The 18567-nt window shown below is 60.9% G+C and carries 12 protein-coding genes; 5 read left to right on the top strand and 7 right to left on the bottom strand.

Annotated elements, in window-relative coordinates:
- Nucleotides 1–12: 12 nt before the first annotated feature.
- Nucleotides 13–1590: a Re/Si-specific NAD(P)(+) transhydrogenase subunit alpha gene (locus tag QZ653_RS01435; RefSeq protein WP_296417183.1), complete on the bottom strand. Its 1578-nt coding sequence runs from the start codon at nt 1588–1590 to the stop codon at nt 13–15.
- A gap of 114 nt (nt 1591–1704) precedes the next feature.
- On the bottom strand, nt 1705–2169 hold the full coding sequence (locus QZ653_RS01430) for a methyltransferase family protein (RefSeq protein ID WP_296417182.1): 465 nt from the start codon (nt 2167–2169) through the stop codon (nt 1705–1707).
- A gap of 359 nt (nt 2170–2528) precedes the next feature.
- Between QZ653_RS01430 and QZ653_RS01425 the strand changes: the two genes are divergently transcribed.
- Both QZ653_RS01425 and QZ653_RS01420 read left to right on the top strand, forming a co-directional pair.
- Nucleotides 2529–9191, top strand: a complete 6663-nt coding sequence (locus QZ653_RS01425) for a Hint domain-containing protein (protein ID WP_296417181.1) — start codon at nt 2529–2531, stop codon at nt 9189–9191.
- Between the two features lie 66 nt (nt 9192–9257).
- Complete coding sequence (locus QZ653_RS01420) at nt 9258–9590, top strand: hypothetical protein (protein WP_296417180.1); 333 nt, start codon at nt 9258–9260, stop codon at nt 9588–9590.
- Here the strand turns inward: QZ653_RS01420 and QZ653_RS01415 are convergent.
- The 5 genes from QZ653_RS01415 to QZ653_RS01395 form a co-directional block, all read right to left on the bottom strand.
- Entirely contained in the window at nt 9587–10360 is a 774-nt protein-coding gene (locus tag QZ653_RS01415; RefSeq protein ID WP_296417179.1) for a gamma-glutamyl-gamma-aminobutyrate hydrolase family protein, read from the bottom strand. The two genes, QZ653_RS01420 and QZ653_RS01415, sit on opposite strands and share 4 nt — an antisense overlap.
- Before the next feature lie 88 nt (nt 10361–10448).
- On the bottom strand, nt 10449–10877 hold the full coding sequence (locus tag QZ653_RS01410; protein WP_296417178.1) for a GlcG/HbpS family heme-binding protein: 429 nt from the start codon (nt 10875–10877) through the stop codon (nt 10449–10451).
- 106 nt (nt 10878–10983) lie between these two features.
- The gene (locus QZ653_RS01405) at nt 10984–13116 is read right to left on the bottom strand and encodes a malate synthase G (protein ID WP_296417177.1); all 2133 of its coding nucleotides are present in this window, start codon (nt 13114–13116) and stop codon (nt 10984–10986) included.
- A 100-nt stretch (nt 13117–13216) separates the two neighbouring features.
- Nucleotides 13217–13390, bottom strand: coding sequence for a DUF2256 domain-containing protein (locus QZ653_RS01400; protein ID WP_296417176.1), 174 nt, complete (start codon nt 13388–13390; stop codon nt 13217–13219).
- Nucleotides 13391–14878, bottom strand: coding sequence for an FAD-binding domain-containing protein (locus QZ653_RS01395; RefSeq protein ID WP_296417175.1), 1488 nt, complete (start codon nt 14876–14878; stop codon nt 13391–13393).
- A gap of 103 nt (nt 14879–14981) precedes the next feature.
- Here QZ653_RS01395 and pepN point away from each other — a divergent pair, with 103 nt between their 5' ends.
- Genes pepN through QZ653_RS01380 form a run of 3 tightly spaced genes read left to right on the top strand, consistent with a single transcriptional unit; the run spans nt 14982 to nt 18533 of the window.
- Nucleotides 14982–17543, top strand: coding sequence for an aminopeptidase N (gene pepN, locus QZ653_RS01390; protein ID WP_296417174.1), 2562 nt, complete (start codon nt 14982–14984; stop codon nt 17541–17543).
- A gap of 52 nt (nt 17544–17595) precedes the next feature.
- Nucleotides 17596–18117 carry a hypothetical protein gene (locus tag QZ653_RS01385; protein ID WP_296417173.1) on the top strand — a complete coding sequence of 174 codons (522 nt, stop codon included), beginning with the start codon at nt 17596–17598 and terminating at the stop codon, nt 18115–18117.
- Nucleotides 18114–18533: a hypothetical protein gene (locus tag QZ653_RS01380; RefSeq protein ID WP_296417172.1), complete on the top strand. Its 420-nt coding sequence runs from the start codon at nt 18114–18116 to the stop codon at nt 18531–18533. Before QZ653_RS01385 ends, QZ653_RS01380 begins: the two co-directional genes overlap by 4 nt.
- Nucleotides 18534–18567: the final 34 nt, after the last annotated feature.

Genomic DNA, 18567 nt, shown 5'->3' with positions numbered 1-18567 from the left:
TCCCTGCCCGCCTTAAGATTTCTGGAACATGGCGAGCATCCGCCGTGTCACGAGGAAGCCGCCGAAAATGTTAACGGCCGCCATGAAGATACCAAGGGCCGCCAAAATCGTGATGAGCCAGCCGGTTGATCCGATCTGGATCAACGCCCCCAGAATGATGATCGAGGAAATCGCGTTCGTCACCGCCATCAAGGGCGTGTGCAACGAATGGGCGACGTTCCAGATGACCTGAAAGCCGATGAACACCGACAGCACGAAGACGATAAAATGCTGCATGAACGACGCAGGCATTCCGGGGATCAGGCCGATGCCCAACACCACGGCGGCACCAACGGCCAGCAGGGTAAATTGGGTCTTGGTCTGCGCCTTGAAGGCGGCTGTTTCAGCCGCGCGTTTTTCTTCCGGCGTCATCTCTTTGACCTCGGCCTTGGGCTTGGCCGCGATGGCCTGCACCTTGGGCGGGGGTGGCGGGAAGGTCACGTCGTTGGCGTGGGCGATGGTCGCGCCCCGAATGACGTCGTCTTCCATGTTGTGATTGACCACGCCGTCCTTTTCGGGGGTCAGATCGGTCATCAGATGACGGATGTTGGTCGCATAAAGCGTGGACGCCTGCGTGGCCATCCGGCTGGGGAAATCGGTGTAGCCGATGATCGTGACGCCGTTGTCTGTGACGATCTTTTCATCCTTGACGGTCAGCTTGCAGTTGCCGCCCTTTTCCGCCGCCAGATCGACGATGACGGAGCCCGGTTTCATGGATTTGACCATGTCCTCGGTCCACAGCTCGGGCGCTTCACGGTTGGGGATCAGCGCCGTGGTGATGACGATGTCGATGTCAGGGGCCAGTTCACGGAACTTGGCCAGCTGTGCTGCCGCAAATTCCGGTGATGAAACAGAGGCATAGCCGCCAGAGGCGCTGCCGTCCTGCTGTTCTTCCTCAAAGTCCAGATAGACGAATTCCGCCCCCATACTTTCGACCTGTTCGGCCACTTCGGGGCGCACGTCGAAGGCGTAGGTGATGGCCCCCAGCGACGTGGATGTCCCGATGGCGGCAAGGCCCGCCACCCCTGCGCCCACGACCAGAACCTTGGCTGGCGGCACCTTGCCCGCGGCTGTGATCTGACCGGTGAAGAACCGGCCAAAGTTGTTCCCGGCCTCGATCACGGCGCGGTAGCCTGCGATATTGGCCATGGAGCTGAGCGCGTCCATTTTCTGGGCACGCGAAATACGCGGGATCATTTCCATCGCGATGACGGTCGCGCCCTTTTTGGCGGCGGCCTGCATCTTGGCCTCGTCGGCCACGGGCGAGAAGAAGGAGATCAACGTCTGACCATCCCGCAGCCGCTTCATCTCTGTTTCGTCAGGGACACGAACCTTGGCGACAATATCGGCGGCTTTCCATAAAGCAGCGGCAGTTTTGACCACCTCGACGCCTGCGTCTTTGTAATCCTTGTCCGAGAACCCAGCAGGCACACCGGCCTTGGTTTCGATGATACATTCATGTCCAAGCTTTTGCAGTTCAAGCGCGGAGGCCGGCGTCATCGCGACGCGGTTTTCTCCCTCAAACAGTTCTTTTGGTGTGCCGATTTTCATCGAAACTCCCCCTCTTTTGTCGCGGTTATATGGTCGTTATAGGCGCTTGGCGGGATTCACAAGACGCCCGGCCGGTATGCTTTGGTATGCTTGCGCTAACGTTACGCAATAAAATTACGCCCAGCGCCGTGTCTGGCGGCAATAGTCATCGAATTCGGGGCCAAAGCGTGCGGCAAGACGCTGCTCTTCGGGCAGGATGAATCGATGTTTAAGGACCCAAAACAGCCCCGCAAGCAGGGGCGCGGCCCACAGAACGCCCGTCCACAGAATGTAGCCCGCAAGCACCAGCATATCGCCCAGATAGATCGGGTTGCGGCTTCGCGCGAAAATGCCGGTCCGGACCAGCGTGTCCGCAGTCATATGGGGCAAGACGGTCGTCCGGAACCGCCGCATTTCCAAAACGGCGAGGACCATCAGAACCACACCGGCGGCAATCAGGGCCCCGCCGGTGATACGCAGAACGGCAAGGTCGAGGCCCGTATCGGCACCGCCGACCTGACCCGTCAGATATGTCAGTGCCATACAGGCCAGCAGCCAGAAGGGGGGAATATCAATCCATTTCATAAGGTCGACCGTCACATTTTGTCTTGCCTTTGAGAAGGGAAAAAGGCCCTCATCCTGCGCACAACCTGAAGGCGTGCAATGGTCAAGTCCATAAGATTTATCATAAAAACAAGCGCTTTGGTCCATTCGGACCGGCAATCAACCCTCACGTGAGGAGGTCCACATCCTTTGCGCGAATTGTGTCGGCAAGATGGCAAACTGCCCCGGATTATGACCAAGCCAAGACCGGTTGCCCCAAAATGACCCACGTTGGCACCACTTCACATGCCATTTTCCGCATTGTTGTCGAATTGCTCACGTAATCCTCATCCTCAGAAACGCCCGTGTGCATGGGCAGAAGGTCCCGAAGCGGATCAGTAGGTATGAGGTAGCAGATGCCAAACGGTTATTTAGTCACTTTGGGGAACGGCTCCCTTGATCCCGGCGATTCCATCGGCGGGGGTCTGGTCACGTTCACCACGGACAGCGAGATCGGCGCAGGCTCATGGACCTGGAGTGGCACGGCCGGTGGAACGACCTACACCAACGAGGTCGAACCGGGTGTCTATTTTGTCGGAACCGACGGCAACGTCTATTTTGTACCTGACTTTGGGCCGGTCGACTCCCTTACCTCAGCCGCGGTGGATACGGCCCCCGCCTACACCGAACCGACACCGAACGGTACAGTTGAAGGCACATCGGGCGACGATGTCATGACACCGGGCTACTCGGACCCCGATACCGATACGATCGGGGCGGGCGATGACACCATTTTTGGCGGCGCGGGCAACGATTCCATCGACGCCGGTGCCGGCAATGATGTGGTGCTCGGGGGTGGAAACGACGACACCGTCGAGGGGGGCGATGGTAACGATTCCATCGACGGTGGTTCTGGCCTTGATCAGCTTTTCGGGGGCGCGGGCGCGGACACGCTGCGTGGCAATACCGGCGATGACGCCCTCTTTGGTGGCGCGGGGGCCGACACGTTGTATGGGGGCTCGGGCAACGACGCCCTCAGCGGCGGCAGCGACGACGACTCTCTGTTCGGGGGCGACGGTAACGACACCCTGAACGGGGATGACGGCAATGATCTGATCCTTGGCGAACGCGGCGACGACAGTATCTTCGGTGGCGGCGGCAATGACCGTATCTATGGCGGCAATGACAATGACACCATAGATACCGGCACCGGAAGCGACACGGCTTTTGGCGGGTCCGGCAACGACAGTATTTTTGGCGATGAAGCGACAGACAGCATCTATGGCGGGTCCGGTTCGGACACGCTGGATGGCGGTGCAGGCACTGACCTGATCCGTGGCGGATCAGGTGATGACAGCATCAATGACACCGGCGGCGATTTCAGCGCCGACACCATCTATGGCGAGGCCGGAAACGATACCATTTCTGCTGGTGCGGGGGACGACAATGTCTCCGGCGGGTCCGGAACCGATACGATTGACGGCGGAACCGGCGCGGACACCATCGAAGGCAATGATGGCGATGACAGCATTCTTGGGGGCGACGGCGACGACGTTCTTATCGGCGACACCGACGATGTGGCCGTTACAGGTGCGGAATCCCTGAACTGGGACGGCTTCGGCCCCGCGGGTACCAACCTGCACGGTGCAGCCGTCCAATCCACCGGCGGCATGACCGTTCAGGTCCAAACGACCAACGACGGCAACGCATACACCATGGCGACGAGCAATTCGACCCAATACGTCGAAGCCGATGAGCCTTTCAACACCAGTTCGTCGCTTGTTCTGACAGGCGGGGCCGGTCCGACGTCGACCACGCATATTACGTTCGATCCCAACCTTGATACCGGATTGTCCGACGGGGTTGAAAACGTCCAGTTCCGGATCAACGACATCGACACGTCTGGATGGCAGGACATTGTTACGGTCAACGCATTCGACGCGGACGGCAATCCTGTCACCGTCACGCTGACACCGGCGCAAGTTGTTGGAAACCAGTCGGACGACACAGTCTCGGGCAATACCATCACCGCCGGTACCGACAATAACACCGCGTCTCAGGCAGGCGGATCCGTTCTGGTCGAGATTGCAGGCCCGGTCCACGAGATCGAGATCATTTATGCCAACGGCGGCACGTCAACTCAGGCCCTGTGGGTGACCGACATCCACTTCGACACGGTGGCCGCAGACAATACCGGGGCCGGAAATGACACCATCGACGGTGGCTTGGGCAACGATTACATCGAAGGCAATGCAGGTGATGACAGCATCAGCGGCGGGGCCGGTGATGACACCATCTATGCCGGTGCAGGCAACGATACCGTCGGGGACTGGTTCACCGACGACGGCAATGACACCATTTTCGGCGGCGCGGGCAACGATGCGTTGAACGGCGGCGCGGACAATGACGTGGTCTATGGCGACGATGGTCAGGATACGCTGATCGGCGCCGGGGGCGACGACACGCTTTATGGCGGCCAGGGCAGCGACCGGTTTGAGATCACCGACAACCATGATGGCGACACAATCTTCGGCGGCGAAGATGGTGACGCATCCGACACCGACGTCATCGGCTTTTTCAATTCTACCTCTACGCAGGGCGTGACGGTTACAGCGACGGGTGCTGAAGAAGGCACCTACGATTTCGACGGCACCACCGGCACCGGCACATTCAGCGAGATCGAGGGCCTTGAAGGCACGGCTCTTGCGGACACCTTTGACATGTCGGCCGACGGCTCCGGCGTGTCGATCGACGCCAATCAGGGCGACGACAGCATCACCGGTGGTTCAGGCGATGACCTGATCGAAGCAGGCGCAGGCGCAGACACCGTCAATGCCGGCGCGGGCAATGATACGATCATTCTGAACCGTGGTGCGGGCGCATCTGATGGCGACCGCGATGTGGTCGTGCTCGAAGACGGCTTCGGCAATGACATCATCACCGAATTCGACGCCCCTACCCCAAACCCCGACGGCAGCTTCAACGGCATCGACACCTTTGATGTCAGCAATCTGACCGATGCGTCCGGCAACCGGGTCAATGTCGATGACGTGACGGTGACCGATGACGGGTCCGGCAATGCTGTCCTAACCTTCCCCAACGGTGAAAGCGTCACGCTGGTGGGCATCAGCCCGACCGATGCCGACAATGACCAATACCTTACTGCGATTGGCATTCCCCGTCTTGATGGCACGGTCACGGGCACCGGCGGGGATGACATCATCGACGTCAACTACACCGGCGATCCTGACGGTGACCGGGTGGACGCGGGCGATGCGATCCTTGCAGGCGATGTGGGTGACGACGACCTGATCTACGCCTATGGCGGCAATGACAGCATTGATGCCGGCGCTGGCGACGATACGGTCTATGGCGGTGCGGATGACGATACGCTGACAGGCGGTTCCGGTGACAATTCGCTGTTCGGCGGCGCGGGCGACGATACGTTCCTGATCGACGAGAACGACGGTTTTGACCGCGTGCGCGGTGGCGAGGATCCAGACGGGCTGGATGTTGACAGCCTTGACCTGTCAGGCGCGGGGACCGGTGCCACCGTGACGTTCACCGGCGACGAAGCGGGCACGTTCGACATCGGCAACGATGGCGGTGACGGCAATTTCACGCGGATCGAAGAGGTGGTCGGAACCAATCTGGCCGATACTTTGGATGCCGGTGCCAGCGGCACATCACAGACCCTGTTCGGCGGGTCCGGCGATGACACGATCACCGGCGGCACGGGGGATGACACCCTTTCCGGCGGTGCGGGTCGCGATGTCTTCGTGGTCGAAGACAACTTCGGCAACGACATCATCATCGGCGGACAGGTCGGACCGAATGTCGACCTGATTGACCTGACAGCCGTTACCAACCCTGTCTCTGTTGTTTTTACCGGTCCCGGTGCCGGTACGATCACCGACACTGTCACTGGCGATGTCATCACCTTCTCCGAAATCGAACAGATGCTTCTGACGGATCAGTCGGATGTGGTCGATGCGACAGCCGACAACGGTTATACCTTTGTCCAGACGCTGGGCGGGGATGACAGCTATGTCGGGTCATCCGGTGATGATGTGGTCGACGATGAAAGCGGCGCCGGAAACGGCAGCGGCACAGATGTCTATTTCGGCGGCGCCGGCAATGACAGCATGTGGACAGGCGACGACGCCGACACGATCTTTGGCGGGGCTGACAACGACTACATCAATGGTGAAGCAGGCAACGATTCCATTGATGGCGGAACCGGAAACGACACCATAATCGGCAGTTCCGGCGATGATACCCTTGCAGGTGGCGCGGGCGCGGATGACGTTTATGGCGGCACCGACAACGACACCATTCTGGTCACCGAAACCGACGGCACGGATACGATCCGGGGCGGTGAAGACGCCGACGGGCTGGATATCGACACGCTTGATTTCAGCGACACGACCGGCCCGACAGGCGTCACCATCACCAGCACCGCGACCGAAACCGGAACCTATACCTTCCCCGGTGACAGCGCCGACGGCACCTTCTTCGAGATCGAGAATATCGACGGCACTGCTCAGGAGGACACGATGTCCTTCACGGGCACCGACGGCATGACCATCAGCGGCAACGGCGGCGACGACACAATCACGGGTGTTTCGGGCAATACGACCGTTTACGGCGGCGACGACAACGACACGCTCATCGGTGAGGAAAACAACGCAAACGGTACATCCACTTTCTTTGGCGGCGCGGGCGATGACAGCATCGACGGCGCGGACGGGAATGATGTTATCTATGGCGGCGACGGCGCGGATACCATCGAGGCCGGAGAAGAGCGCAGCTTTGGTGACAACGACACCGTCTTCGGTGGCGCGGGCGATGACATCATCACCTCATCTGAGGAGGCCAGCACCTCAACCGACACGCTGTACGGCGACGAAGGCAATGACACGATTACAGTGGTCGGCGGCAACGCCAACGTGCTGGATGGCGGCACCGGCGATGACACGCTGACCAGCGGCACCGGCGCGGACACCCTTTCGGGTGGCGACGATCAGGACAGCATCTATGCAGGGTCCAACGACACCGTTGACGGCGGCGAAGGCGGCACGGACTTTGACGTCCTTTATGTCTCGGACGTGGCCTCCATCGCGTATGATCCGGCCAACAGCGAAAACGGTACAGTCACCTTCAACGACGGCAGCACGCTGGCCTTCACCAACATCGAAGACGTCATCATCGAAGACCAGGACGGCACGGTCTCGGGCACGGCTGGCGATGATGTCATCGACACCAACTACACCGGTGATCCCGATGGCGATATGGTCGATGCAGGCGATGCGATCCTGCCGGGGCACGATGCGAACGACGACCTCATCGAAGCCGGTGACGGCAACGACCTGATCGACGCGGGCCTCGGCGGTGATACAATCTTTGCGGGGACCGGCAACGACACCGTCTTTAACGGACCCGATACTGAAACCAACACCATCTATGGTGAGGCTGGTCTGGATACCATTTTTGGCGGTCTGGGTGGTGACATCATCTATGGCGGCGCTGATGCGGACAATCTGGACGGTGAAGCCGGCGACGATACGATCTTCGGCGGGATCGGCGACGACCAGCTGATCGGCGATGACGGCACCGACACCCTTTATGGCGGCGCAGGCGCAGATACCTTCTACGCTGGCAACGATGCCGATACCATCTACGGCGGCGACGGCAACGATGTTGGCTATGGTGGTGCGGGCAACGACACGTTCGAATTGTGGCTTGGCGACGACACCGCGTTCGGGGGCGAAGGCGACGACTATATTGACGGCGCACAAGGCGACGACGAACTCTATGGCGGGGCTGGCAACGACACGATATTGGCCGGGTCCGATGTTGGGGCCGATACCCTTTATGGCGGCGAAGGTGATGACCGCCTGTCTGCTGGCGATGGCGACGACACGCTTTACGGTGGCACCGGTGCGGATACGCAGTTTGGCGCAGGTGGCGACGACACCTTTGTTATCGAAGACGATTTCGGAAACGACGTCATCACCGGTGGCGAAACCGATGAAACGAATGGCGACACGCTGGACGGGTCCGGCCTGACGCAAAACGTAACTGTCACCATGACAGGCAACGAGGCAGGCACCTTCAGCAATGGCCCGGACACCGGCACCTTTACCCAGATCGAACAGATCGAAACCGGATCGGGCAACGACACTTTCGTGGGTGGCACAGGTGCGGACAGCATCTCTACCAACGCAGGCGATGACTCGCTTGTGGTATCTGATGGTGATCAGGTCGATGCCGGGTCCGGCGACGACGTCATCACACTGGTCGACACGGCAGGCGGTCCAGGTGCCACAATCACCATCGACGGCGGCGCGGGCGACGAGACCACCGGCCCCGGCGGCGGCGATACCTTGCGGCTGGGCGATCTGGCCGATCTGCAGGACGTGCTGGCCAGTGCCACCGACGACGGCACAGGCAGCTTCTCCGGCTCGATTACGCTCGACGATGGCACGATCCTCAACTTCTCCGAGATCGAGAACATCATCTGCTTTACGCCCCGGACCCGCATCGCGACCCCCCATGGGCTGCGCAACATCGAGGATCTGAAAGTCGGCGATCTGGTCGTTACCCGCGATCACGGCCTGCAGCCGATCCGCTGGATCGAGGCCCGCACCGTGCCTGCCGTCGACCGTTTCGCGCCTGTGCGCATCCGGTCCAACGTTCTGGCCGGTCAGGACCGTGATCTGCTGGTCTCCCCCCAGCACCGTGTGCTGTTCCAAGGCTATCGCGCAGAACTGCTCTTTGGTGAAAGCGAGGTTCTTGTGGCGGCCAAACATCTGGTGGACGGCATGGATGTGACCCAGGATGAGGGCGACACCGTCACCTATATCCACATGCTGTTTGACCGGCATGAGGTGATCTATGCCGAAGGGGCCGCCACCGAAAGCTTCCATCCCGGCGACATCGGCTTTTCTGCGGTCAGTGACGCGGCCCGCGAGGAACTCTTCGCGATCTTCCCTGAATTGCGCGCCGATCAGACCCACTACGGCAACACCGCGCGCCGCTGTCTGAAAGCGCATGAGGCGAAATTGATCCGCACCTGATCTGCGGGTTGATCACAGCGTCCCTTCGGGCCAGTCTAAGCGCGGACTGGTCTGAAGGGACACAATATGCGCGCGTCAATTTCCGTTTTGTTTCTATGTGGTGGCCTTGCCGCCTGTGCTGCGGCCCCTGCCCCGCAACCTGTGGGCGCAACCGGCAGCGTGGCGCAGCCCTTTACCGTTCCCATGGACCCCGGCCAGATCAGCTGTGCCAGCCTGACAAATCCCGCCGCTTTGGATGCCGCAACAGACTGGGTCATGGGAGTGATGCGAGGGCAGGTTCTGGCAGGCACAAGACCTACACAGCCGGACACGCTGACGGTGGGATCAGCTTTGCAATCGGCCTGCCAGTCCAGCCCTCAAAGCACCCTTCGGTCGATCGCCGGCCAGATTGGCGTCTAAGCCGTGAGTTTGTGGCGCTGGCCCCGCGCCGCCCAAACGCGTGCGGCATCCCCGAACGCTTCAAACAAAGGGCGCGATACAGGATCAAGCCCCGCCTGCCATTCGGGATGCCATTGCACCGACAATGTGAACCCCGGCGCGTCTTTAACATAAATCGCCTCCGGCGTGCCATCAGGCGCGTGTCCATCAACGACGATGCGATCGCTCGCCTCAAGAATGCCCTGCCCGTGAAGGGAATTCGTCAAAACCTCGGTCTTGCCCCAGACCCGGTGAAAGGGGCCACCTTCGGTCAGGGTCACGATGTGACGCATCTCGAACTTTTCTTCCAGCGTCCCGTCAGGGGGCATCCGGTGATTGTCGCGCCCCGGCAGATCGCGGATTTCGGGGTGCAGCGTGCACCCCATGGCCACGGCCACCTCCTGAAAGCCGCGACAAATACCCAGAACGGGCTGGCCGCGCTCTACACAGGCGCGGATCAGTGGAAGGGCCACCCCGTCGCGGTCACGATCAAAAGTGCCGTGGGCCTCGGTCGGGGCATGGCCATATTCCTCGGGGTGTACATTTGGACGCCCGCCGGTGAATACAAAACCGTCACAGACCTCCATCAGGTCTGAAATCTCCACCAGTGCGGGATCGGTCGGAACAATCAGGGGCAACCCGCCCGAGACCTCTGCCACCGCGGCCGAATTCATCGACCCCGCGGCATGGGCCGGATACTCGTCATTGATAAGGTAGAGGTTGCCGATGATTCCGATGACTGGTCTGCGCATGATGTATCCTTTGCAGGTTATCTAACCCGCAAAGGTTACAAATCCTACCCCACCTGCCGCGCCACCCCCTGCGCAATAACGCACAGGTTCAGATTTCGGGCACCAGATTGGCCGCTTCGATGCCAAAGGCCGCACAAATCGCATCATTGTCGGACGTATCTCCCGTGACGCCGACGGCCCCGATCACAACGCCGCGTTTGTCGCGCACCAGAACACCGCCCGGAACGGGCACAACCTGACCGCCATAAACGCCATTGACCGCATTCATGAAATACCCCTGCTGCTCGGCCCGCTGCATCTGGGCTGTCCCGGACATGCCCAACATCACCGCGCCGAAAGCCTTGCCCTGGGCAATGGCAAACCGGCCGGGTGCCGCGCCATCCTCACGCTCGAATGCTTTCACGTGACCGCCTGCATCCAGCACCACAACGCTCAGTGGTTTCAACTCCATCTCGCGGCCCTTTTGCAGCGCCTTGCGGATCATCGTCCGCGCTTTGTTCATCGAAATCTCGGCCATGGTCAGGCTCCTTGGGTTCTCTGGTTCAAAAATACCTCGGGGGGTCCGAAGGACGGGGCAGAGCCCCAGCGGATCGGATGGGCGAAGCCCATTCGATCCTCACCCCTTACGAATTGCGCTGCGCTTTCAGTTCCAGACGCCGCTGGTGCAACACAGGTTCCGTATATCCGGACGGTTGTTCGCGCCCCTTAAACACCAGATCACAGGCCGCCTGAAACGCGATCCCGTCAAATTCCGGTGCCATAGGCCGGTAGGCCGGATCGTCCTTGTTCTGCCCATCAACAACAGCCGCCATCTTGCGCATGGCATCCATGACATCGTCGTGGCTCACCACTTCATGGTGCAACCAGTTGGCAAGGGCCTGGGAACTGATCCGGCAGGTTGCGCGGTCCTCCATCAGGCCCACATCATTGACATCGGGCACTTTCGAACAGCCCACACCCTGATCAATCCAGCGCACCACATACCCCAGAATGCCTTGGGCGTTGTTCTCGACCTCGCGCAAGATAACATCGCGGTCCCAACGGGTGTCGCCCGCCAGCGGCACGGTCAGCAATGCGTCCAAGGTCGACCGCATCCCGCCCTCCTTCAGCCCGGCCTGAACGTCGAAGACGTCAACAAGGTGGTAATGCATGGCGTGCAAAGTGGCCGCCGTGGGCGACGGCACCCATGCGCAGTTGGCGCCGGATTTCGGATGGCCGATCTTCTGGTCGATCATATCGGCCATGGCATCAGGCGCCGCCCACATGCCTTTGCCGATCTGGGCGCGACCGGACAAACCACAGGCCAGACCGATGTCGACGTTGCGGTTTTCATAGGCCTGAATCCAGCCGGCCTGCTTGATCTCGTCCTTGCGCAAAAACGGGCCTGCCTCCATCGAGGTGTGAATTTCATCACCTGTGCGATCCAGAAAACCGGTGTTGATGAAGGCCACACGGGACCGCGCGGCGGCGATGCACGCCTTAAGGTTGGCCGAGGTGCGTCTCTCCTCATCCATGATCCCGATTTTGACCGTGTTCGACGGCAGGTCCAGCACCTGTTCCACATGGGTAAAGATGTCGTTGGTAAAGGCCACTTCTTCGGGGCCATGCATCTTGGGTTTGACGATATAGATTGATCCGCGCACCGAATTTCCGCTGTCGCGGGCCAGATCGTGTTTGGCAATAAGCGTGGTGATCATCGCATCCAGCAGCCCCTCGAACGCCTCGTCGCCGTTGCGATCCAGAATGGCGGGGTTTGTCATCAGATGTCCCACATTGCGGATCCACAGCAACGCACGACCTTTCAGCGTCAGGTCGGACCCGTCGGCGGCGGTATAGGTGACATCCTCGTTCAGCTTGCGGGTGAACGTCCGCCCGCCTTTGCTGACGTCCTCGGTCAGGTCGCCCTTCATCAGGCCAAGCCAGTTGGCATAGGCCGTGACCTTGTCCTCGGCATCAACACAGGCGACGGAATCCTCGCAATCCATGATCGTGGACAGCGCGCTTTCCAGACGCACGTCCGAGATACCGGCGGGGTCTGTGGCCCCGATGTCGCTGCTGGGGTCGATCACGATTTCGATGTGCAAACCGTTCTTTTTCAACAGAACCTTGAGGGTATCACCCTCTCCGCTGTGCCCGATGAACTGGTCTGGATCGGCAAGCGCGGGGACCATCGCGCCATCCTTGACAGACACCTGCGAGACCTCCGCCCACGATCCGTCAGCCAGCGGCACGGCCTTGTCCAGATGCCCCTTTGCATAGGAAACCACCCGCGCGCCGCGGTCGGGGTTGTACCCTGCCCCCTCCGGCAGGTCGCCCATGGCATCGGTGCCATAAAGCGCATCATAAAGACTGCCCCAGCGGGCATTGGCTGCGTTCAGGGCAAACCGCGCGTTGGTAATCGGCACCACAAGCTGGGGGCCCGCAATCGACGCGATTTCGGGGTCAACGCCGGTCGTTTCAATCTCGAATGGGTCCGGTTCGGCCTGCAGATACCCGATGTCGCGCAAGAACGCTTCGTAGCCGTCCATATCGCCCAAACCACCGTGCTTGATGTGCCAGTCATCCAGCTGGCTTTGCAAATCAGCCCGTTTGTTCAGCAATGCGCGGTTTTTCGGGCCAAAGTCGTGGACAAGGCCGGACAAACCATCCCAGAAGGCCGCAGGATCAATCCCGGTGCCGGGCAAGGCGCGGGTTTCGATGAATGTCGCAAGCTCTTCGGCCACATGCAGCCCGGCGCGATCAACGCGATGTGTCATGATTTGTCCTTTCAGTCCGCAGGCCCGAAGGCCGCAATTTGTTCCGGTTTAGGGCAGAAGTTTCCGATAGGCAACACGCTGGTCAGATTATTTGACCAATTTAATCCGCCGTTTCAACGGCGCCTGCAGAACGTCCTCTGTCACGGCGGCATCGGTCGGAACAATAGCGCACCTCATCCCAGACTTTTTCCCACTTTTTGCGCCACGTAAATGGCCGCCCGCAGGTGGCACATATCTTTTGCGGCAAGTCGGCTTTTTTGCGGGTGCGCGCCATTCAAACGTCCATCCGCAGCTGGCCCTTGGCACTTGCTGCGCTTTTGGGTTTTTTCTTGGACCGGTCGTTGACGAACCGGCCCTTGGTATCCTTGCGCGATGCGTGCTTGCGGATAATCTCGGCCGCTTCACCGCGAAAATCCTCCCCGTTGCGCACCGCCCAGATGCGGGCGCGGGCCGCACGGGCGGCTTCCATCACATCCACCACGGGGGGCGGATAGGCCAATGCGCCCGCGCCGTCCCATCGCCACGGCTCTTGCAAATAGGCATCGGGCACCTTGCGCAGTTCGGGCACCCAGGCCCGCGTGAACACACCCGCAGGGTCCTGATCCTTACCCTGTTTGACGGGGTTATAGATGCGCACCGTATTCATCCCTGTCGTCCCCGATTGCATTTGGGCCTGCGACCAGTGGATGCCCGGTTCGTAATCGGTAAACATGCGCGCCAGATGTGGACCAGTGGCACGCCAGTCGATCCAAAGATGATAGGACGCCACCGATTGCACCATGGATCGCATCCGGAAATTCAACCATCCCGTGGCGGCCAGTGACCGCATGCAGGCATCCAGAAACGGCAGGCCGGTCTCGCCAGCCTCCCACGCCGCGCGCAAGACGGGCTGGTCCTCGCGCATATTTTCATACGCCGAATGCAGGCAATGGGTCTCGATCTTCGGTTCGTCTTCAAGTTTCTGAATAAAATGATCGCGCCACGCCAGACGGGACTGAAAGGATTTCAGGGATTTCTTCCAGTCTCCGTCAATATCCTCCCGCTGCCGTGCGGCGGTGGCTTGCGCGATTTCGCGGATCGACAGGGTGCCCGCCGCGATATGCGGCGACAGACGCGAACAGGCCGTCGCCCCCTCTAGCGGGGTCGACATGGCACGGCGGTAATCGTGGCCACGCTCGGTCAGAAAGCTGCCCAACAACGCCAAACCACGCCGGCGTCCGCCCGGCTGGCGATCGGGGATCGGATCATGGGGACCCTGCGGCAGCGGATCAGACGGCACGTCAGGCCCCTGCAGCGCCTGTGGCGGTTCAACTTGTGCCGCAAATATCCGTGCGTCGCGCTGTTTGGCCCAGCCATCGCGCGAGGCCATGCGGCGGACCACGCCTGAGGACGGACATTCCACAAACCGCACCCCCTGCCCCCGCGCCCATGCGTGCACCCGCAGGTCACGGCGGTAGGTCCACAGGTTGCCGGTCTCCTCATGCGCAACCACTGTCGTAGCACCATATTGCTGACGCATCTCCTCCAGCACTTGCACCGCATCGCCGGACCGCACCACCAAGGGCGCGCCAAGGGCGGTGAGGTCTCTGTCCAACTCCTCCAGACAATCGCGGATGAACGCCCATTGTCGGCCTGACGTGTCGGGCAGCGCCCAGTAGTCCGGCTCGTATATATACAGCGGAATCACAGGCCCCTCCGCCGCACGTACAAGGGCGGCATTGTCCTGCACGCGCAGGTCCCGTTTGAACCAAAGGATATTCATGCCCCATCACATAGGGGCTTCGCCCCTGTCCGCCAGTGGGGTCTTGTCCGCCAGTGGGGCGCGGAATAGGGTCCGCTCTGCCCCCCCTATGCCGGAGCCTTCGATGAAAGACGCAGCCCCCCAGACGATCTACCTCAAGGATTATCGCCCCTTCGGCTATCACATCGACGATGTGCACCTGACGTTCCGCCTGTCGCCTGAGGCCACACGGGTGGTGGCGCGCATGTCCGTGCGGCCCAATGCGGCGTATCCGGGGGCGTTCTTTCTGCATGGGCAGGATCTGAAACTGATCTGGGCCAAGATCGACGGGGCCGAGGTTACGCCGGATGTGACCGACGCGGGCCTGACCTGCGATGTCCCCGATGCGCCCTTCGTGTGGGAGGCCGAGGTTGAGATTTCGCCTGCCACAAATACAGCGCTTGAGGGGCTGTACATGTCGAACGGCATGTATTGCACCCAGTGTGAGGCCGAAGGTTTCCGCAAGATCACGTTCTATCCCGACCGCCCCGATGTCATGTCGGTTTTTACCGTGCGCATCGAAGGCGATCTGCCGGTGCTGTTGTCCAACGGCAACCCCATGGGCCAAGGCGACGGTTGGGCCGAATGGCACGACCCATGGCCCAAACCGGCCTATTTGTTCGCACTGGTGGGGGGCGATCTGGTCGCCCACCCGGGTCAGTTCACGACGATGTCGGGCAAGGACGTCGACCTTAACATCTACGTCCGTCCCGGCCCGGATGAGGATAAATGCGCCTTCGGGATGGAGGCGTTGAAGCGGTCTATGACGTGGGACGAAGAGGTCTATGGCCGCGAATACGACTTGGACATTTTCAACATCGTGGCTGTTGATGACTTCAACATGGGCGCGATGGAAAACAAAGGGCTGAACATCTTCAACTCCAGCTGTGTTCTTGCCTCACCGGAAACCAGCACCGACGCCAATTTCGAACGCATCGACGCGATCATTGCCCATGAGTATTTCCACAACTGGACCGGCAACCGCATCACCTGCCGCGACTGGTTCCAGTTGTGCCTCAAAGAGGGTCTGACCGTCTTCCGCGATCAGCAATACACCGGCGATCAGGGCAGCCACGCGGTCAAACGGATCGAGGATGCGATTGTGCTGCGATCCCACCAGTTCCGCGAAGACAACGGGCCGCTGGCCCACCCCGTGCGCCCTGAAAGTTTCATTGAGATCAACAATTTCTACACGATCACGGTCTACGAAAAAGGGGCTGAGCTGATCGGGATGCTCAAACGCCTTGTCGGGGACGCGGCCTATTACAAAGCGCTCGACCTTTATTTCACGCGCCACGACGGACAGGCCGCGACGATCGAGGACTGGCTGAAGGTCTTTGAGGACAGCACGGGCCGTGATCTGACCCAGTTCAAACGCTGGTACGAACAGGCGGGCACACCGCGTCTGGCCGTGACCGAAGACTTCAAGGACGGCACCTATGCGCTGACCTTCACCCAAACGACACCGCCCACACCGGGGCAGGACACCAAGGCCCCGCAGGTCATCCCCGTGGCCGTGGGCCTCATGTCAGACGACGGGACGGAGGTTCTGCCAACCCAGGTGTTGGAAATGACAAAGGCGGAACAGACCTTCACCTTTGACGGCTTGGCCGCAAAACCGGTGCCGTCGATCCTGCGCGATTTTTCTGCCCCTGTGATCTTGCAGCGCGATCAGACCAATGCGGAACGTGCGTTTTTGATGGCCCACGACACGGACCCGTTCAACCGGTGGGACGCGGGCAACGCGCTTGCGCGTGACGTCTACCGCCGCATGGTGACCGAGGACGCAGCACCTGATGCGGCCTACCTTGATGGCATCGCCGCCATTCTGCGCGACGACAGCCTTGATCCGGCCTTCCGCGCGCTTGTGCTATCCCTGCCGTCCGAGGACGACATGGCGCAGGACTTGGCGGATGCGGACCACATCCCCGACCCCACCGCCATTCACCACGCAGGCGAAGCGTTGCGCGTCGCCATGGCGCAGCATCTGCAAGATATCCTGCCCCGCGTGCGCGCCGATATGGCGATCAATGGCCCCTATTCTCCCGATGCGAAATCCGCCGGAAAACGCAGCCTTGGCAATGCCTGTCTGGCGCTGTTGTCGCGTCTTGACGGTGGGGCCGCGGCTGCGGCGCAGTACAAAGCCGCCGACAACATGACCATGCAAATCGCAGCACTGGCCTGCCTGCTGAAGATCGGCAAAGGCGCTGATGAAAGTGCCGCCTTCCGCGCCCAATGGCGCGAGGACCGCCTTGTTATGGACAAATGGTTCGGCCTGACGGTCAGCTCCGCCGCCCCGCAGGACGCCGCAGCAACGGCGGACCGCCTGACAGCCGAGCCTGATTTCGACATGAAGAACCCCAACCGTTTCCGTGCGGTCTTTGGCGCACTGGCAGGCCATGCTGCAGGGTTTCACGATCCATCGGGTGTGTCCTACCGCATGTTGGGCGACTGGCTGGCGCGACTGGACGCCATCAATCCCCAAACCACCGCACGGATGACCACCGCCTTTGCCACATGGAAACGCTATGACAGCAACCGTCAGGCCATGATCCGCACGGTGTTAAAGGGGCTCGAGGCCACACCAAATCTGTCCCGCGATACAGGCGAAATGGTGGGGCGGATGCTGGGCGACACCCCTTCCTGAGGGGCGTATCAGCCGCTAGTCTGACGGCACGCCGCCACGAAGGAAACTGCCCATGCCCGTCCTGATCGCCCTGCTGGGTATCGCCGTCGCCGCCTACATCTGGGCGCAGCGCGCCAGTCGCGCCCGTGATGTCATGGGCGACGTGTCGGATATGGCCAATGACGTGCGCTTGGCCGCGCGGCGGTTCGGGTTCAGACGCAACACCAATATCCACCCCGTCGAAAGCATCGAAGACCCGCAGCTGGCCATTGCGGCCATTGCGACGGCCTTCCTTGAACTGGATGATCTGCCCACGGCAGAGGACCGGCAACGGTTGACGGTGCAGCTGCGCGCCAACCTGCGGGCCAACGAAGACGAAGCGCAAGAGATGGAAATACTTGGCCGGTGGTTCATGACTGAATGCGGCGGGGCTGAACCTGCCATCGCCCGTATATCGCGCAAACTGTATAAACTGGGCGGCGCCGAACAGATGGCCCCGCTTATGGCGGTGCTGAAGGGCGCGACAGTGTCGGAACTGACCCAGAAGCAACGTGACGCCCTTGAGGACATCACCCGCGCCCTGCGTGTGCGGTGATCTATCTATGGACCCGTCAGGGGCGCAGACCTGCGACGCTTTTTGTCCTCGCTATCACTTGGATCGGCGCTGCGGCGGTTTGGGCCGTGTTTGATGCCGCATGGTTCGTTCTGGCGGTGCCACTGCTTGCGTCCGTGCCGGTGCTTTGGGACGTGATCCGCAACCCCGAACTCAGGCTGGAGGTCTGGGAAGGCCGCATCCTATGGGTGTCCGGTCTGCAAAGTGGTGACAGTGCCAGCATAGAAAAGGTCCGGCTTGACCGACGGTTTGACGGCGGCCTGCGGATCACCCTGATCCACTCGGACACGGCCCACACCCGTCTGCCGCCTGATATCACGCCTCCGGCAGATGCGTTTGAAACTGCGCTGACCGCCGCCGGTATTTCGGCGGAACGCCACCCGTTCTCGCCCTTCTGACGGCAAAATTCTGCCGGAACAAAACTGTCACAAC

It is taken from the genome of Pseudooctadecabacter sp. (assembly GCF_020627745.1).
Lineage (GTDB): Bacteria > Pseudomonadota > Alphaproteobacteria > Rhodobacterales > Rhodobacteraceae > Octadecabacter.
The sequence above is the reverse complement of the archived record's forward strand: the minus strand, read 5'-3'. Positions and strand labels throughout refer to the sequence as shown.